This is a genomic window from Variovorax saccharolyticus (assembly GCF_030316765.1).
Lineage (GTDB): Bacteria > Pseudomonadota > Gammaproteobacteria > Burkholderiales > Burkholderiaceae_C > Variovorax > Variovorax saccharolyticus.
Genome location: NZ_JASZYT010000001.1, coordinates 821,358 through 838,119 on the forward strand (window position 1 = coordinate 821,358; position 16,762 = coordinate 838,119).

At 68.4% G+C, this 16,762-nt stretch carries 13 protein-coding genes and 1 riboswitch; of the genes, 5 read left to right on the top strand and 8 right to left on the bottom strand.

Annotation, left to right across the window (positions count from 1 at the left end; genetic code table 11):
* Nucleotides 1–15: 15 nt before the first annotated feature.
* The 3 genes from nrdR to QTI45_RS04095 form a co-directional block, all read right to left on the bottom strand.
* Entirely contained in the window at nt 16–459 is a 444-nt protein-coding gene (gene nrdR / locus QTI45_RS04085) for a transcriptional regulator NrdR (RefSeq protein WP_286367478.1), read from the bottom strand.
* A gap of 15 nt (nt 460–474) precedes the next feature.
* Nucleotides 475–1,719, bottom strand: a complete 1,245-nt coding sequence (gene glyA / locus QTI45_RS04090; RefSeq protein ID WP_286367479.1) for a serine hydroxymethyltransferase — start codon at nt 1,717–1,719, stop codon at nt 475–477.
* 41 nt (nt 1,720–1,760) lie between these two features.
* Nucleotides 1,761–1,888: riboswitch (ZMP/ZTP riboswitch) on the bottom strand.
* 115 nt (nt 1,889–2,003) lie between these two features.
* Nucleotides 2,004–2,843, bottom strand: coding sequence for a lytic transglycosylase domain-containing protein (locus QTI45_RS04095; RefSeq protein ID WP_286653574.1), 840 nt, complete (start codon nt 2,841–2,843; stop codon nt 2,004–2,006).
* 593 nt (nt 2,844–3,436) lie between these two features.
* On the opposite strand from QTI45_RS04095, the gene QTI45_RS04100 reads away from it, so the two are divergent.
* Both QTI45_RS04100 and QTI45_RS04105 read left to right on the top strand, forming a co-directional pair.
* A complete protein-coding gene (locus tag QTI45_RS04100; protein ID WP_286653575.1) occupies nt 3,437–7,237 on the top strand; it encodes a DUF748 domain-containing protein in 3,801 nt (1,266 codons plus the stop codon).
* A gap of 89 nt (nt 7,238–7,326) precedes the next feature.
* Nucleotides 7,327–10,155: a DUF349 domain-containing protein gene (locus QTI45_RS04105; RefSeq protein WP_286653576.1), complete on the top strand. Its 2,829-nt coding sequence runs from the start codon at nt 7,327–7,329 to the stop codon at nt 10,153–10,155.
* 50 nt (nt 10,156–10,205) lie between these two features.
* Here the strand turns inward: QTI45_RS04105 and QTI45_RS04110 are convergent, their stop codons facing one another.
* From QTI45_RS04110 to QTI45_RS04130, 5 genes are read right to left on the bottom strand one after another with little or no spacing between them, the layout of a single operon-like run.
* A complete protein-coding gene (locus tag QTI45_RS04110) occupies nt 10,206–11,003 on the bottom strand; it encodes a M90 family metallopeptidase (RefSeq protein WP_286367483.1) in 798 nt (265 codons plus the stop codon).
* A complete protein-coding gene (locus QTI45_RS04115; RefSeq protein ID WP_286367484.1) occupies nt 11,003–11,761 on the bottom strand; it encodes a UDP-2,3-diacylglucosamine diphosphatase in 759 nt (252 codons plus the stop codon). The genes QTI45_RS04110 and QTI45_RS04115 overlap by 1 nt, the downstream gene beginning before the upstream one ends.
* Nucleotides 11,762–11,767: 6 nt before the next feature.
* Nucleotides 11,768–12,277, bottom strand: coding sequence for a peptidylprolyl isomerase (locus QTI45_RS04120; protein ID WP_286367485.1), 510 nt, complete (start codon nt 12,275–12,277; stop codon nt 11,768–11,770).
* Nucleotides 12,278–12,293: 16 nt separating this feature from the next.
* On the bottom strand, nt 12,294–12,881 hold the full coding sequence (locus QTI45_RS04125) for a peptidylprolyl isomerase (RefSeq protein WP_444813093.1): 588 nt from the start codon (nt 12,879–12,881) through the stop codon (nt 12,294–12,296).
* Nucleotides 12,882–12,930: 49 nt separating this feature from the next.
* Nucleotides 12,931–13,521, bottom strand: coding sequence for a tetratricopeptide repeat protein (locus tag QTI45_RS04130; protein WP_286653577.1), 591 nt, complete (start codon nt 13,519–13,521; stop codon nt 12,931–12,933).
* A gap of 191 nt (nt 13,522–13,712) precedes the next feature.
* Here QTI45_RS04130 and cysS point away from each other — a divergent pair, with 191 nt between their 5' ends.
* The 3 genes from cysS to QTI45_RS04145 are packed head-to-tail and all read left to right on the top strand — an operon-like array spanning nt 13,713 to nt 16,754.
* Nucleotides 13,713–15,089 carry a cysteine--tRNA ligase gene (cysS, locus tag QTI45_RS04135; RefSeq protein WP_286653578.1) on the top strand — a complete coding sequence of 459 codons (1,377 nt, stop codon included), beginning with the start codon at nt 13,713–13,715 and terminating at the stop codon, nt 15,087–15,089.
* Between the two features lie 17 nt (nt 15,090–15,106).
* Nucleotides 15,107–15,757, top strand: a complete 651-nt coding sequence (locus QTI45_RS04140; protein WP_286653803.1) for a DNA-3-methyladenine glycosylase family protein — start codon at nt 15,107–15,109, stop codon at nt 15,755–15,757.
* A 16-nt stretch (nt 15,758–15,773) separates the two neighbouring features.
* The gene (locus QTI45_RS04145) at nt 15,774–16,754 is read left to right on the top strand and encodes an acetyl-CoA carboxylase carboxyltransferase subunit alpha (protein WP_286367488.1); all 981 of its coding nucleotides are present in this window, start codon (nt 15,774–15,776) and stop codon (nt 16,752–16,754) included.
* The last annotated feature ends 8 nt before the right edge of the window (nt 16,755–16,762 follow it).

The following is a 16,762-nucleotide window of genomic DNA, read 5'->3' on the forward strand; positions in this document are numbered from 1 at the left end:
TGACCCGCCGTGAGCTCAGATGTCCCTGAGCAACTGCCTGAATTCGTCGACGTCCTCGAAGCTGCGGTACACCGACGCGAAGCGCACGTAGGCCACCTTGTCGAGTTTCTTGAGCTCCCGCATGACCAGTTCCCCGACCTTGGTCGATTCGATCTCGCGCCAGCCGCTGGACAGCAGCTTCTGCTCGATGCGCAGCAGCGCGTTGTCGATCTGCTCGATGCTCACGGGGCGCTTGCGCAGCGCCAGCATCATCGAGGCGCGCACCTTGCCGGTGTCGAAATCGGCCCGGCTGCCGTCCTTCTTGACGACCACCGGAAAGTTGACGTCCGGCCGCTCGTAGGTGGTGAAGCGCTTGTCGCAGCCACCGCACTGGCGCCGGCGGCGCACGAAGTCGCCGTCTTCCGAGACCCGGGTCTCCATGACCTGGGTTTCCAGATGACCGCAGAAGGGGCACTTCATGCGCTGTCGTGCCGGTTACTTGTAGACCGGGAAGCGGCTCGTGAGCGCATGCACCTTGGCCCGCACGGCGTCGATGTTCGCCGTGTCGCGCGGGTTCTCGAGCACGTCGGCGATCAGGTTGGCGGTGGCGCGCGCTTCCTCGTCCTTGAAGCCGCGGGTGGTCATCGCCGGCGTGCCGATGCGCACGCCGCTGGTCACCATCGGCTTCTCGGGGTCGTTCGGGATCGCGTTCTTGTTGATCGTCATGTGGGCGGCGCCCAGCACGGCTTCGGCTTCCTTGCCGGTGATGCCCTTGGCGCGCAGGTCGACCAGCATCACGTGGCTTTCGGTGCGGCCGCTGACGATGCGCAGGCCGCGCTCGGTCAGCGTCTCGGCGACGATCCGGGCATTGGTCACGACCTGCTGCTGGTAGGTCTTGAACTCGGGCGAGAGCGCTTCCTTGAAGGCCACGGCCTTGGCCGCGATCACGTGCATCAGCGGGCCGCCCTGCAGGCCCGGGAAGATGGCGCTGTTGATCGCCTTCTCGTGCTGGGCCTTCATCAGGATGATGCCGCCGCGCGGTCCGCGCAGGCTCTTGTGGGTGGTCGAGGTGACGACGTCGGCGTGCGGCACCGGATTCGGGTAGACGCCTGCGGCCACCAGGCCGGCGTAGTGGGCGATGTCGACCATGAAGATCGCGCCGATGTCCTTCGCCACCTTGGCGAAGCGCTCGAAGTCGATCCGCAGCGAGTAGGCCGAGGCGCCCGCGATGATCAGCTTGGGCATGTGCTCGTGGGCCTTGCGCTCCATCGCGTCGTAGTCGATGGCTTCGTTGGCGTCCAGGCCGTAGCTCACGACGTTGAACCACTTGCCGCTCATGTTGAGCGGCATGCCGTGGGTCAGGTGGCCGCCTTCGGCCAGGCTCATGCCCATGATCGTGTCGCCGGGCTTCAGGAAGGCCAGCATGACGGCTTCGTTGGCCGAGGCGCCGCAATGCGGCTGCACGTTGGCGGCGTCGGCGCCGAAGATCTGCTTGATGCGGTCGATGGCCAGCTGCTCGGCCACGTCGACGTGCTCGCAGCCGCCGTAATAGCGCTTGCCCGGATAACCCTCGGCGTACTTGTTGGTGAGCTGCGAGCCCTGGGCGGCCATGACGGCCGGCGAGGCGTAGTTCTCGCTCGCGATCAGCTCGATGTGATGTTCCTGGCGGGCGTTTTCGGCCTGGATGGCAGCCCAGATTTCAGGATCGGTCTGTTCGACCAGGATGTTGCGGTGGTACATGGCAGTCCTTCAAGACGATGGTCCTTGTTCTTCAACCAAACAAGGGCTGCCCAGGCGAACGGCTGATCACCCGCAAACGAACCGCGGGCGGCACGCTTCCCAGTGGTAGTCCACGTCAGCGCAATGCACCTGAAAAGGGTTGCGCCTATCGCCAGTCGCGTGCTGGCCGAGTGTAGCCGACGCCGCGAGCCGTCGCCCAAAGACCTGGGCCGCCGCCGGGCCGCCCCAAGGCGGACTGCACCCCCTCGGGGGGCAGCGACGACACGCAGTGCGGCGCGTGGGGGCTAGGAATCGCCCAGCAGAGCGACCTGCGGGTCGGGTTCGGCGCGCTTGGGCGCCGCCGGCGGCGCCACCACCTGGACCGGGTTGGCCCGGGTTGCCGGTGCCGGCGTGGTGGTGGGCGGCGTGCGGCCGGCCGCCACCTGCCGCAGCCGCTCGTGCTCGGCCAGCACCTTGCCGGCATAGCCGCCGTCATCGGCCAGGTTGGCGGCGCCGACGTAGTAGCGCAGGCCGCCCTCGAGCGAGCCGGCGCGGGCGATGCATTCCTGCAGCACCTTGACGCCGACGCGCATGTTGGTCACCGGATCGAAGGCGGTGAGGGTGCCGCCCGCGCTTTCGTACTTCTCGCCGTGGACGCGCGTCATGACCTGCATCAGGCCCTGGGCGCCGACCTGGCTCTGGGCGAAGGGATTGAAGCTCGATTCGACCGCCATGATGGCCAGGATCAGCGTCGGGTCGAGCTTGGTCTTCTTGCCGAGCTCGAAAGCCTCGGCGACCAGCACGCTCAGCGGCTCGGCAGCGACGCGGTACTTCTTGCTGAGCCAGTAGGCGACCGCGGCCTGCGGCTTCGGCAGCACGTGCGGACTGGCGGCGGTGGTCCGGTCGATCGCGGTGGGCTCGAGGTCGGTGGCCTCGGGCGCGGGCTTGCGCGATTGCAGCCAGCCCATCAGCTGTTCTTCGCCGGTCTGCCGCAGATCCGGCCGGGCGGCCAGTGCCAGCACGGCGAACACGATCGCCAGGCCGAGCAGCGCGAAGCTGTTGTGGGTGATCTCGAAGAAGCCGTCGACCACATCGGACACGAAGGTCCGTAGCCCGCGGGCAGTGGCATCTAACGCCTGTTTCATCGCTCTTCCTTTCTGTGCGGCACCTGCTCGCAACGCCACGAAGGGCGAAGCAGCAAGGAAGCGGCGCTTGGATTGGTACGAATCAGGTCCGCGCGAAGAATGGGAGAGGGCGCGGCCGCCTGATCAAGCCGGCGGATGCCGGCAGCGGATTCGGAGGTTCCGGCCGCTTGGCGGCGCGGGAAAGGTGGGCATTCTAGGAGTGGCTAAATACACAGTCAAGAATAAGAACTACATTCTATATTCCAATTTAGATGTAAAAAATGTATGAATTAGTGCACGAATCGAAGGCGGAAAGTCCATTGAAAACCCGATTTGCAATCCCCGCCGCCAGCGCGTACGCTGAAACCGCCTGAGCTATCAGGCGTCTACCAAGGTCCAGTGGCCCGAGGAGAAATCCGAGGGTTCAGCGGCTGAGGCCCAACGGTGGCAATCCCTTGCTGCCAGCATGACCGGAACGATTGAACTTCCGGTCGAGCGAAAAGATGGCATGGGCGTTGCGCCCGCCATCGAGCCCGGAGGCCTGACTTCGCGTCGAGCCGCCGGGCTTTCTGTTTATGGGAAGCGCACGGCGTTTGGGGCACACTCCCTCCTCGATGAATGCTGCTTTGCTGAAACAGAACAAATGGGTGCGGCGCGGAGCTCTGGCGCTGCTGATTCTGCTGGGGGTCTGGCTGGTCGCCTGGCTGGCCGTGCCGCCGATCGTGAAGGGGCAGGTCCAGAAGATCGCCAGCGAGAAGCTCGGCCGGCAGGTCACGGTGGGCAAGATCGAGTTCAAGCCCTGGACGCTCGAACTCGCGGTCAACGACCTGCGCATCGCCACCGCCGACGGCAGCCAGCCCCAGGTGGCCGTGAAGCGGCTCTACCTCGACGCCGAGCTGCAGTCGATCCTGCGGCTGGCGCCCGTGATCGACGCGGTCCGCATCGAGGCGCCAGCCATCCAGCTGACGCATCTGGCCGATGGCCGCTACGACATCGACGACATCATCGCCAAGCTGACGCCGGCGCCGGAGCCGCCCGATGCGCCCAAGAAGGAGGCGCCGCGTTTCGCCATCTACAACATCGCGATCACCGACGGCGCGGTCGATTTCACCGACCAGACCGTCGAGCGCAGGCACGAGCTGCGCGAATTCGCGCTCAGCGTGCCTTTTCTCAGCAACCTGGCCTCGCAGCGCGAGATCAAGACCGAGCCCAAGCTGGCTTTCGTCCTGAACGGCAGCAAGTTCGACTCCGCCGCCGAATCGACCCCCTTTGCCGAACACCGCAAGACCGACGCCCACATCAGCTTCCAGGCCCTCGACCTGGTGCCCTACCTGGGTTACATCCCGGGCGGCCTGCCGGTGGCGCTGCAGGCAGGCAAGCTCGATGCCGACCTGAAGATCAATTTCGAGCAGGCGGCGGCGGCCGGGCTCAAGATCACCGGCAGCATCGCTGCCAACGGCATCAAGATGGCGGATTCGCAGGGCCGCGACCTGCTGGGCTTCGACTCGCTCAAGATCGCGCTGGCCGATGTCCGGCCGCTGGAGCGCGTGGTGCACCTGAGCGAAGTGGCGCTGGCCGGGCCCGATCTGGTCGTCGCGCGCGATGCGGCCGGCCGCCTCAACCTGCTGGCGACCGACCGCGCCACCGGCGCCACCCAGAAGGTGGCATCGGTCCCGGCCCCGGCGCCCGACGACGCCGCCAAGCCGGCTGCGCCACCGGCCTGGCGGGTCCAGGTCGACAAGGTGGCGCTGTCCGACGGCCAGATCGGCTGGCGCGACCACACCACCCAGCCCAACGCCGCCATCGACGTCAAGCAGCTGGCGATCGAGGTCCAGGGCGTCGCCTGGCCGATGGAGAAGCCGGCCACCTTCAGCGGCTCGACCTCGGTCGGCGGCGCCCCGCTCAAGTTCAGCGGCGAAGCCACCGACAAGCGGGCCCTGGTGGTCACCGAGATCGAGGCGCTGCCGCTGTCGCTGGCCGCGCCCTACCTGGCCCAGAGCCTCGAGCCCTCGCTCGACGGCAAGCTCAGCGGCAAGGTCGACGTCGAGTGGACGAACCCCGATCTCAAGTTCAAGGCTCGCAGCGTGATCGCCGAGGGGCTCGCCCTGACCCAGGAAAAGACCGCGCTGGCCAGCGTCGGCCGTTTCGAACTGGTCGACGCCGAAGCCGACATGACGAAGCACACCCTGACGATCGCTTCGTTCACGGCCTCGAACCCGAAAGTGCGGATCGAGCGCGACAACGAGAAGCGCTGGATGTTCGAGCGCTGGCTCAAGGCGCCGGCGGGCGGCAGCCCGGGCGCGACCGAGGACGCCAAGGTCGCTGCGCCCAAGGATCCGAAGGCGGCACCGGCGGGCGCCAACACGCGGCCATGGCAGTTGAACATTGCCACCTTGGCGGTCGACAACGCCACCCTGTCCTATGCCGACAACGCCAGTGCGACCCCGGTGGCCTTCGAGATCAGCGCGCTCCAGTTGAAGGCGCAAAAGCTGGCGCCGAACACGGACACCGTGTCGCCGCTCAAGCTGTCCGGGCGCATCGCCGCCGGGCGGGCCGAGGCGGGGCGCTTCGAGTACGACGGCAACCTGGTCCTCAAGCCGATCGCGGCCGAAGGCCGGCTGCTGGTGGCGTCGCTGCCGGCACACGCCTTCAAGGCCTACTACGCCGACGCACTCAATATAGACATACGCCGTGCTTTCGCCAGCTACCGGGGCACGGTCAAGGTCGCGACCCTGCCCGCCGGCCTGAACCTGCGCCTGGTCGGCGACACGGCGGTGGACGACTTCCGTGCCAACAGCGGGGTGCTGACCCAGGCCCCGGGCCTGTCGACCAACCGCCAGCTGCTGAGCTGGAAAACACTGGGCCTGCGCGGCCTGCAGGTGAACATGGTGCCCGGCGAGCCGCTCAAGGTCGATGTGGGCGAGACCTCGCTGACCGACTTCTTCGCCCGCGTGATCATCGATCCCACCGGCAAGCTGAATCTGCTGTACCTGGTCAAGAAGCCCGGGCAGGCCGTGGAAGCGGAGGCGGCTGCCACCGAGGTCGAAACCAAGCGCAGCCTGGGCGGCACCACGACGACCACCAGCCGTCCGCGCAGCGCGCGCGCACGCGGCCCGGCGCCGCCCGCGCCGCCGCAGGAACTGATGGTCGGCGGCGCGCCCGATGCGCCGGCGCCGGTGGCTGCCGCGGCACCCGCCGCGGCGGACAGCGGACCGGCGCCGCTGATCAACTTCGGCCCGATCAGCCTGGTCAACGGCAAGATCGACTTCTCCGACTTGTTCATCAAGCCCAATTACTCGGCCGACCTGACTGAGCTGACCGGCAAGCTGAGCGCCTTCTCGTCCAGGCCCCAGGGCGACAAGCCGGCCCTGGCCGACCTCGAACTGCGCGGCAAGGCCCAGCAGACGGCATCGCTGGAGATCACCGGCAAGCTCAATCCGCTGGCCAAGCCGCTCGAACTCGACATCACGGCCCGCATGAAGGAGCTCGACCTGCCGCCGCTGTCGCCCTACACGATCCGCTTTGCGGGCCATGGCATCGAGCGCGGCAAGCTCAGCATGGACGTCAACTACAAGATCGCCCCGGACGGCACCCTGACCGCCGCGAACAAGGTGGTGCTGAACCAGTTGCAGTTCGGCGAGCCGGTGGAAGGTGCGCCCGCCAGCCTGCCGGTGCGGCTGGCGGTGGCGCTGCTGGCCGACCGCAACGGCGTCATCGACATCGACCTGCCGCTGCGCGGGTCGATCAACGACCCGGAGTTCAGCGTCGGCCCCCTGATCCTGAAGGCGATCGTCAACCTGCTCGCGAAGGCGGTCACCGCGCCGTTCGCGCTGCTGACCGGCGGCTTCGGCGGCGGCGGCGGCGAGTCCAGCACGATCGCCTTCGCGCCGGGCAGTTCGGAGCTTTCCCAGGAAGCCAAGGACAACCTCGACAAGGTGGCCAAGGCCTTGAACGACAGGCCGGGCCTGCGGATGACCGTGGTCGGGACCTCCAGCCTCGACAAGGAGCGCGACGCCTATCAGCGCCAGCGCCTGCGCGCGATGACGCAGGCCGAGAAGCGCCGCGCCGCGGTGCGGGCCGGCAAGGATGCCGCCGAGGTCGGCCCGGTCAGCGATGCCGAGTACCCGGAGCTGCTGACCGCGGTCTACAAGCGCTCGGAAGTCACGAAGCCGCGCAACATGGTCGGGCTGGCCAAGGACCTGCCGGTGCCCGAAATGGAAAACCTGCTGCTGGCCAGCATCGCGGTCGACGAGGAGTCGATGCGGCAGCTGGCGGTGGAACGCGGCGTCGCGGCGCGCGATTACCTGCTGGCGCAGAAGCTTTCGAGCGAACGCCTGTTCCTCGGCGCGGTGCGGACCCAGGCCGAAGGAAACGACTGGAAACCCGGCGCCGAACTGAAACTGGCGACCCGTTGACCCACCCCGCCGCAAGTCGGTGAAAATGGAGCCATGCGCCGGCCATTGCCGGCGCCTCGCTTTTCCCTACAGATAACGACATTCGCTCAGTGACCTCAACTTCCTCCAAGCCTCACGACCTCCAGTCCCTCGACACCTTGACCGGAGGAGCCTTCACCGCGCCGACCTCGGGCGAGCGCGCCCAGCGCATCCGGGATTGGCTCGCGGCCAATCCGTCGCCCGAGCAGATGCAGGACGTCTTCAAGGAGCTGAGCGGACGCGACAAGGGCGCCGCCCGGCTGCTGCGCGAGAAGCTCGACGAGCTCAAGCGCGCCAAGGGCCAGGAGGCGATCGCGGTCGAATGGACCCACAAGGCCGAGGCCCTTTTGGCCCAGCCGAAGCTCAACATCGCCGATGCGCTGGCCTGGCAGCGCGACGCCGCCAAGGCCGGCGCGCCGCTGTCGCGCGAACCGCTGGCGGGGCTGAAGGCCCGGCTGGCCGAGCGCGTCAAGGGCATCGAGGACCTGCAGCACCGGGCCCAGGTCCACCGCGAGGCGGCGGTGCTGCTGGCCCAGCGCTTCGAAGTGCTGTCGACCAAGAGCTGGCGCGATGCGCAGGGCGTCGAAGAGGCGCTGCGCGCCGACGTGGCGCACTGGCAGCAGCAGGCGGCCGAGATCGCCGCCGACCCGAATTGGAGCAGCCTCGACGCCCGCTTCGCGCCGCAGCTCGAATCCTCCAAGGCGCAGCTGCTGGTGGTGTCCGACGCTTTCAACGGTGCGCTGGCGCTGGCCGTGGCCGCCGCCGCAGACGCCGCCGCGCCGCTGCCGCCGGTGCCGGTCTGGGCCGACGAACTGCGGGTGGCGCGCGGCGGCACGCCCGAGGCCGCTCCGGCTGCGCCGGCCAAGCCGGCCGCGCCCAAGGTCGATCCCGAGAAGCGCGCCGCGGCGCAGGATGCGGTACAGGCCGCGCTCGCCAAGCTGGAGCAGGAAACCGCGGAAGGCCATGGCAAGGCCAGTGCCGGCGCGGCGGCTGCGCTGCGCGCGGTGCTGAAGGAACACGGCAAGCTGGTCGAGGCACCGCTCGAGGCCCGGGTCCATGCGGCCCTGGTGGCTGCGGGCGAGCTCGAAGGCTGGCAGCGCTGGAGCGCCGACAAGGTGCGCGAAGACCTGGTCGCCAAGGCCGAAGGGCTGCTCAAGCGGCCCGAAGGCCAGGCGCTGGGCGGCCGCAAGATGCAGGAAACCCTGCGCGCCCTGCGCGAGCAATGGAAGCAGGCCGACCAGGGCGGCGTGCCCAATCACGCGCTCTGGAAGCGTTTCGACGAAGCCTGCAACGAGGCCCACAAGGTGGTCGAGGCGTGGCTCGAGAAGGTCCGCGCCGATGCGGCCGAGCACCGCGCACTGCGCACCGCGCTGATCGAAGAGGTCAAGGCCTGGGCGGCCGAGCATGCCCAGGCGTCCGACCTCAAGGCGCACAACCGCGCGCTGCACCAGTTCGCCGATCGCTGGCGCGACGCCGGCCATGTCGGCGAGAAGGTGTTCGCCGAGCTGCAGGGTCAATGGAACGAGGCCTTCGGTGCCGCCCGCGCGCCCTTCGAGGCGGCCCAGAAGGCCAGCGTCGAGCGCCGCCAGGCCATGATCGCCGAGGCCGCCGAGCTCGGCGCCGCCCCGATGCTGCGCATCGACGCCGTCAAGGCGCTGCAGCAACGCTGGCAGCACGAGGCCCAGTCGGTGCCGCTCGACCGTCGCCACGAGCAGAAGCTCTGGGATGCCTTCCGGGCGCCGATCGACGAAGCTTTCAACCGCAAGACCGTCGAGCGCGAGAAGGCCGCTTCGGCCATGAGCGAGCACGATCGCCATGTTCTGAACGCGTCCAAGGCGCTCGACGCCGCCAACAGCACCGGCGATGCCCAGAAGATCCGCGCCGCGGTGGCGCAGCTCGAAGCTGCCTTGCGCGGCGAAGCGCCGCCGCCGGCACCTCAGCCCGCACCTCAGCCGGCAGCGCCGGTGGCGGGCGCCGACGGTCCCGCCGTGGGTGCGACCGAGGTCGTGGCACCGGGCCAGGCCGCCGCCGAATTCGGCGAGAGCGCCGAACAGGCGCCCGGGCCGGAGGACGCCGAGGCGCTGCCGGTCGCCGAACGCACCGACGCACCCGCTTCCGACAGCCTGGTGGCGCCGGCCGATGGCGCCGATCCCTCGGCCCGCTCCGATGCCGGGGCTGAAGCACCCGCGGCACCGCCCAAGCCCGCACCGAAGCCGGTGATCGCGGTGCGCGGCGACGATCGCCCCGGCAACAAGAAGGCCGAAGCAGTGCCCGCCGGGCGCGGCAAGTTCGGCGACCGTCGCGACAGCCGCGGCCCTGGCGGCCCTGGCGGACGCCCCAACGACCGCCCGGGGCGGCCTGGCGGCGACCGGGGTGCCCCGGCCGGAGGCGGACGCTTCGGTGATCGCCCGCCACGCTTCGAAGACCGCGGTCCCCGGTTGGGCGATGCCGCCTTCAGGGCCCAGCGCGAGGCGCTGGAACGGGCCGACTTCGCGCTGCGCAAGCTGGCGTCGCAGGCCCATGGCGAGGCGCTCACCCAGGTGCTCGGTGCCTGGGAGAAGCGCGATGCCGCGCAACTGCCCAGCGTCCAGGAACTGGGCCGCGCAGTGACGCCGGCGGTGCGCAGCAGCTGGTCGCAAGCCATTGGCTCGGCGCCTGCCGCGCAGTCCACGGACGCCGCCGAAGCCTTGCTGCGGCTCGAGATGGCAGCCGAAGTCCCGACGCCGGCCGACCAGATCGAAGCCCGTCGCGCCCTGCAGCTCAAGCTGCTGACGCGGCGCGGCGACCCGACGCCCGAGCAGACCTGGGGCCAGGATGCAGGCAAGGTGCTGGCCGCCAGCCACGACCCGGCGTCCGCCCGGCGCCTGCAGAACGCACTCAAGGCGCTGCTGCGCAAGTAAGAGGGTAAGAGGCAGGCCGGTCGTCCCGGGCGGGGCGGCCGGTTTCAGCGTCAGCGCCGGGGCTGCGGCGCGTTGAAGAAGGCGTCGAACAGGTCCACCAAGGCCGGGAAGTCGGCCTGCAGCGCCGCGCGGTTCACGAAGTAGGCCTCGCAGGCGACGGCGAAGAACTCCGCAGGCGACTGCGCCCCATAGGAATCGAGCCAGGGCTCTTCGCCCCCGAAGCGCTCGGCGACGATGGCCTTCTCGCGCAGGGCCTCGTAGGCCGGCTGCAGCACCGCGAACCAGGCGGCGCGGGCCTCTCTGGCACTGCGCGTGCCGAGAAAGCCCGGCGGCAGCGGCGGACAGCCGTCGGCCTCGCCTTGCGCCATGTCGATCTTGTGGGCGAACTCGTGGATCACGACGTTGTAGCCCTCGGTGCGCGTGATGCTGCTGGCCAGCACGTCCTGCCAGCTCAGCATCACCGGCCCGCGGTCCATGGCTTCGCCGGCGACGACCTCGTCGTAGTGGTGGACCACGCCGCTGGCGTCGGTGGTGGTGCGATGGGCCACCACTTCCGACGGGTGCACCACGATGCCGACGAAATCGCCGTACCAGCGCAGGCCGCCCTTCAGGTGCAGCACCGGCAGCACCGCCTGCGCGGCGATCGCCAGCGCGACCTCGTCGGTGATCGCGAAGCCTTGGGCGCCGTGGAATTCCTTGTCGCGCAGGAATTCGGCCGCCAGCGTGCGCAGGCGCTCCTGCTCCGCGGCCGTGCGTTCGGCCAGGAAGGGGTAGCGGGTCAGCGTGGCCTGCCAGGCGGCGTCGGGCAGGCGAGGGGGCGCGCGCAGCCTGCGCAGCCAGCCGAACATCAGCGCAGGTCGACGCGCTGGGCGCCCGCGCTCGACAGGCACAGCAGCTGGGCGCGCGGTGGGTGCGCCGCGGCATCCCAGTCGCTCAGCACGACGCGGCGCAGTCCCTGCCCGAGGTCGTGGTTCGCCGGACGGTGCGTGTGGCCGTGCACCAGCGTGCGGGCGCCGGCCTGCTGCAGCCAGTCGCGCGCGGCATCGGCATCGACATCGGCCCAGACCACGTCGGGGCTGCGCTTGCGGTCTTCGCTCTGGGCCCGCACCGAACGCGCCAGCGTGCGGCGCTCTTCGAGCGGACGGGCCAGCAGCGCCTGCTGCCATTCGGGTGCGCGCACCTGGGCGCGAAAGCGCAGGTACTCGGTGTCTTCGAGGCACAGCGCGTCGCCATGGCTCAGCAGCCAGCGCTCGCCGTGCAGCACCAGCACGGTCGGGTCGGCCACCAGCGTCATGCCGCAGCGCGCCGCGAAATCGGCACCGAGCAGGAAATCGCGATTGCCGTGCATGAAGTAGAGCGGCCGGCGAGCCGACGCCGCCCGCAGCACCTCGGCGCATTGCGCCTCGAAGCCGGGCAGGGTGGCAGCGTCGTCACCGACCCAGACCTCGAACAGGTCGCCGAGGATGAAGACGGCATCCGCCGGTGTGGTGTCGAGATAGCCGCGCCAGGCGTCGACGGTGGCCGGCTCCGACGCCTGCAGGTGCAGGTCGGAGATCAGGTCGACCGTGCGCCACGCGGGCGGCGCGACGATCTCGGCGAATGCCATGCCGGCTCAGGCCTTGACGACGGCCTTCTCGATCACGACGTCCTCGAGCGGCACGTCGTCGTGGAAGCCCTTGCGGCCGGTCTTGACGGCCTTGATGCCATCGACGACTTCCTTGCCGCCGACCACCTTGCCGAACACCGCGTAGCCCCAGCCCTGGGCCGACGGTGCCGTGTGGTTCAGGAAGCCGTTGTCGGCGACGTTGATGAAGAACTGCGCGGTGGCCGAGTGGGGCGCGTTGGTGCGCGCCATGGCGACCGTGTAGTTGTCGTTCTTGAGGCCGTTGTTGGCTTCGTTCTGGATCTCGGCGCCGGTCGGCTTCTGGCTCATGCCGGGCTCGAAGCCGCCGCCCTGCACCATGAAGCCGGGAATGACGCGGTGGAACACGGTGTTGTCGTAGTGGCCCTTGGTCACGTACTCGAGGAAGTTGGCGACGGTCTTGGGCGCCTTGGCCTCGTCGAGTTCGAGCGTGATGATGCCCTTGTCCTTGATGTGCAGTTCGACTTGGGGGTTGCTCATGGCTGTGTTCCTTTGCTTATTTCGCCAGGGTGGCGGACTGGATGGTGATGGTTTCGAGCGGCACGTCCTGCATGCCGCCCTTGTTGCCGGTGCGCGCGGCGCGGATCTTGTCGACCACCTCGGTGCCGGAGACCACCTTGCCGAACACCGTGTAGCCGTGGCCGTCGGGGTTGGGTGCGTCGAGCATCGCGTTGTCCTTCACGTTGATGAAGAACTGCGCGGTGGCCGAATTCGGGTCGGAGGTGCGCGCCATGGCGATCGTGTACTTGTCGTTCTTGAGGCCGTTCTTGGCCTCGAGCGGGATCGGCGCGCGGGTCGGCTTCTGCTTCAGGTCGGAGGTGAAGCCGCCGCCCTGGATCATGAAGCCGTCGATGACGCGGTGGAACACCGTGCCGTCGTACTGCTTGTCCTTGACGTACTGCAGGAAGTTGTCGACCGTCTTGGGCGCCTTGTCGGGGGCCAGCTCGATCACGATGTCGCCGGCCGAGGTGGCGAGCTTGACGCGCGGCGCGTTCTGGGCCCATCCGGGCGCGGCAGTGGCGCCGAGGGCCAGCGTGGCAGCCAGGGCGAGGGCCCGGCGGCGCGACAGGACTTGTAGATTCACGGGTGGATCGCTTTCGGGTGAGTGCGCCGCAGCGCGTTCTGGAAAGGGGTCAGTTGCGCACCGGCTTGCGCACCGGCGGGGTGGCTGGCGGCAGGGCGTCCGGGGCCGGGGCGCCGAACATCTGGCGCACCAGCGCGAGCTTGGGCGGCACCGTGGCATTGCCAGCCTCCAGCTTCAGCGCGCGGCCGTAGGACTGGGCGGCCAGGCGCGCGTACACGTCGCCGAGGTTCTCGTGCGCGGTCGCGTAGTCGGGGTTGAGCTTGATCGCCATCTCGAGCGCGGCGCGCGCCTTGTCGAACTGGCTCTGGGACGCGTAGAGCGCGGCCAGGTTGTTGTAGGGCTCGGGCAGTTCGGGGAAGTCCTGGGTCAGTGCGGTGAAGACCACCACCGCGTCCGCCTGCTTGCCCTGCTCGGTCAGGATCACGCCGCGCAGGAAGCGCATCTGCGGGTCGCGCGGCTTGCTGGCGATGTAGGCATCGGCCTTCGCCAGCGCCTCCGCCGCCTTGTTCTGCCGCAGCAGGGTGTTGACGTCGGCGTAGTCGTCGGCCTGGGCGGCGCCGGCCACCAGGGCGAACAGGAGCGCTGCGACGACGCGGCAGGAGCGGAAATGGAAGAGGGGGGAGGAAGCGGCGTGCTGCATGGAGCCTCGAGAGTAAGAGGAGACGGGCCTCGTAAACACGCGGAAAACATCCGGCGGTGGCCGTTTATACTGGGCGCCATTGTAGCCGAGGGGGCATTTCCAGCCGCTCGTCGCCACACCCCCGTCACCCCTGAAAAACCCCCATCGATCGCCCGTTCCGGTACGCGCGCGAATCGACGTTTCCGAGCCTCATGAGTCTTCGCATCTACAACACGCTGTCGCGTGAACTGGAGGAATTTTCCCCATTGCAGCCGGGCAAGGTGCGCATGTACGTGTGCGGCATGACGGTCTACGACTACTGCCACCTGGGCCATGCCCGCTCGATGATCGCCTTCGACGTGGTGCAGCGCTGGCTCAAGGCTTCGGGCCTGGCGGTCGATTACGTGCGCAACATCACCGACATCGACGACAAGATCATCCGCCGCGCGGTCGAGAACGGCGAGAGCATCCGGGCCCTGACCGATCGCATGATCGACGCCCTGCACGAGGATGCCGACGCGCTGGGCATCGAACGGCCTACACACGAGCCGCGCGCGACGGAGTTCATTCCGCAGATGCTCTCGATGATCTCCACGCTCGAGCACAAGGGGCTGGCCTATCGTTCGCCCAACGGCGACGTCAATTTTGCGGTGCGCAAGTTCCCCGGCTACGGCAAGCTGAGCGGCAAGTCGCTCGACGAACTGCATGCCGGCGAGCGCGTCGCCGTGCTCGACGGCAAGGACGACCCGCTCGACCCGGTGCTCTGGAAGAGCGCCAAGGCCACCGAGCCCGAAGAGGTGAAGTGGGCGAGCGAATTCGGCCCCGGGCGGCCCGGCTGGCACATCGAGTGCTCGGCCATGGCCTGCCAGCTGCTCGGCGAGACGCTGGACATCCATGGCGGCGGCGCCGACTTGCAGTTTCCGCACCACGAGAACGAGATCGCCCAGAGTGAAGGTGCCACCGGCAAGCCGCTGGCCCGCACCTGGATGCACAACGGCTTCATCAACATCGACGACGAGAAGATGTCCAAGAGCCTGGGCAACTTCTTCCTGATCCGCGACGTGCTGAAGGAGTTCGATGCCGAGACCATCCGCTTCTTTGTCGTCCGGGCCCACTATCGCAGCCCGCTCAACTACAGCGACGTGCACCTCAACGATGCACGCAATTCGCTGCGACGGCTCTACAACGCGCTGGCCCTGGTGCCGGCCTTGCCGGTGGCGATCGACTGGAACAACGCCCATGCCGCGCGCTTCAAGGCGGCGATGGACGAGGACTTCGGCACCCCCGAGGCGGTGGCCGTGCTGTTCGACCTGGCCGGTGAAGTCAACCGCACCCAATCGCGCGAGACCGCGGGCCTGCTGAAAGCCCTGGCGGCCTGCCTGAACCTGCTGCAATCCGACCCGCAGGCTTTCCTGCAGGCCGGCAGCACGCTCGACGAGGCGACCATCCAGGCCCTGATCAAGCAGCGTGCCGACGCCAAGGCGGCGAAGAATTTCGCCGAGGCCGACCGCATCCGCAACGAACTGCTGGCCCAGGGCATCGTGCTGAAGGACTCGGCGAGCGGCACCACCTGGACCTCGGCGCAGTGAGCGCCGCCGCCCGAACCATGGCCGCTGCCAGGGAGCCGATCGTCCAGGTCTTCACGCCCGACTACTGGGAGGAGGCCTGCAGGCACCTGGCGCGCAAAGACCGCGTCATGAAGCGGCTCATTCCGCGCTTCGGCGACGTTCGCCTGGAGTCGCGCGGCGACGCCTTCACGACTCTGGCGCGCAGCATCGTCGGCCAGCAGGTGTCGGTCAAGGCGGCCCAGACCGTCTGGAGCCGCTTCCTCGAACTGCCGCGCAAGCTGACGCCGGCCAGCGTGCTGAAGCTCAAGGTCGACGACATGCGTGCCGCCGGCCTGTCGGTGCGCAAGGTCGAGTACCTGGTCGACCTGGCGATCCACTTCGACTCGGGCGCGGTGCACGTCAACGCCTGGGACGGCATGTCCGACGAGATGATCATCGCGGAACTGGTCGCGATCCGCGGAATCTCACGCTGGACCGCCGAGATGTTCCTGATTTTTCACCTGATGCGGCCCAACGTGCTGCCGCTCGACGACCCGGGGCTGATCACCGGCATCAGCCAGAACTATTTTTCCGGCGATCCGGTCAGCCGCAGCGACGCCCGCGAGGTCGCAGCCGCCTGGGCGCCGTATTGCAGTGTCGCGACTTGGTATATTTGGCGATCGCTCGACCCGCTACCGGTCGCATATTGAATAACAGGAGAAGACGTTGGCGAAACGAACCTTTCTCGACTTCGAGCAGCCCGTGGCCGAGCTCGAAAGCAAGATCGAAGAACTGCGTTATGTCCAGACCGAATCGGCGGTCGACATCTCTGAAGAAATCGATCAGCTGGGCAAGAAGAGCCTGCAGCTCACCAAGGATATCTACAGCGACCTGACGCCCTGGCAGATCACCAAGATCGCCCGGCATCCGGAGCGCCCGTACACGCTCGACTACGTGAACGAGATCTTCACCGATTTCGTCGAACTCCACGGCGACCGGCATTTCTCGGACGACCTCTCGATCGTCGGCGGCCTGGCCCGCTTCAACGGCACGCCCTGCATGGTGCTGGGCCACCAGAAGGGCCGCGACACCAAGGAGCGCACCGCGCGCAACTTCGGCATGAGCAAGCCCGAGGGCTACCGCAAGGCGCTGCGGCTCATGAAGACAGCCGAGAAGTTCAAGCTGCCGGTCTTCACCTTCGTCGACACGCCCGGTGCCTACCCGGGCATCGACGCCGAGGAGCGCGGCCAGTCCGAGGCCATCGGCCGCAACATCTTCGAGATGGCGCAGCTCGAGGTGCCGATCATCGTCACGATCATCGGCGAGGGCGGCTCCGGCGGCGCGCTGGCGATCTCGGTCGGTGACCAGCTGGTGATGCTGCAGTACTCGATCTACTCGGTGATCAGCCCCGAAGGCTGCGCCTCGATCCTCTGGAAGACCAGCGATCGGGCGCAGGAAGCGGCCGACGCGCTGGGCATCACGGCGCACCGCCTCAAGGCGCTGGGCCTGGTCGACAAGATCGTCAACGAACCGGTCGGCGGCGCCCACCGCGACCATCGCCAGATGGCCGCCTTCCTCAAGCGGGCGCTCAACGATTCCTTCCGCCAGGTGGGCGACATGTCGGTCAAGGACCTGCTGAACCGCCGCTACGAGCGGCTGCAGAGCTACGGCCGCTTCGCCGATACCAAGGCCGACAGCAGCAAGTAGGGCGCGGA

Excerpts from the sequence above, each read along its gene's own strand:
- QTI45_RS04100 (WP_286653575.1), top strand. The coding sequence starts at position 3,437 with ATGAATGCTGCTTTGCTGAAACAGAACAAATGGGTGCGGCGCGGAGCT.
- QTI45_RS04140 (WP_286653803.1), top strand. The coding sequence starts at position 15,107 with ATGGCCGCTGCCAGGGAGCCGATCGTCCAGGTCTTCACGCCCGACTAC.
- QTI45_RS04120 (WP_286367485.1), bottom strand. The coding sequence starts at position 12,277 with ATGAGCAACCCCCAAGTCGAACTGCACATCAAGGACAAGGGCATCATC.
- QTI45_RS04115 (WP_286367484.1), bottom strand. The coding sequence starts at position 11,761 with ATGGCATTCGCCGAGATCGTCGCGCCGCCCGCGTGGCGCACGGTCGAC.
- nrdR (WP_286367478.1), bottom strand. The coding sequence starts at position 459 with ATGAAGTGCCCCTTCTGCGGTCATCTGGAAACCCAGGTCATGGAGACC.
- QTI45_RS04110 (WP_286367483.1), bottom strand. The coding sequence starts at position 11,003 with ATGTTCGGCTGGCTGCGCAGGCTGCGCGCGCCCCCTCGCCTGCCCGAC.
- QTI45_RS04095 (WP_286653574.1), bottom strand. The coding sequence starts at position 2,843 with ATGAAACAGGCGTTAGATGCCACTGCCCGCGGGCTACGGACCTTCGTG.
- glyA (WP_286367479.1), bottom strand. The coding sequence starts at position 1,719 with ATGTACCACCGCAACATCCTGGTCGAACAGACCGATCCTGAAATCTGG.
- cysS (WP_286653578.1), top strand. The coding sequence starts at position 13,713 with ATGAGTCTTCGCATCTACAACACGCTGTCGCGTGAACTGGAGGAATTT.
- QTI45_RS04130 (WP_286653577.1), bottom strand. The coding sequence starts at position 13,521 with ATGCAGCACGCCGCTTCCTCCCCCCTCTTCCATTTCCGCTCCTGCCGC.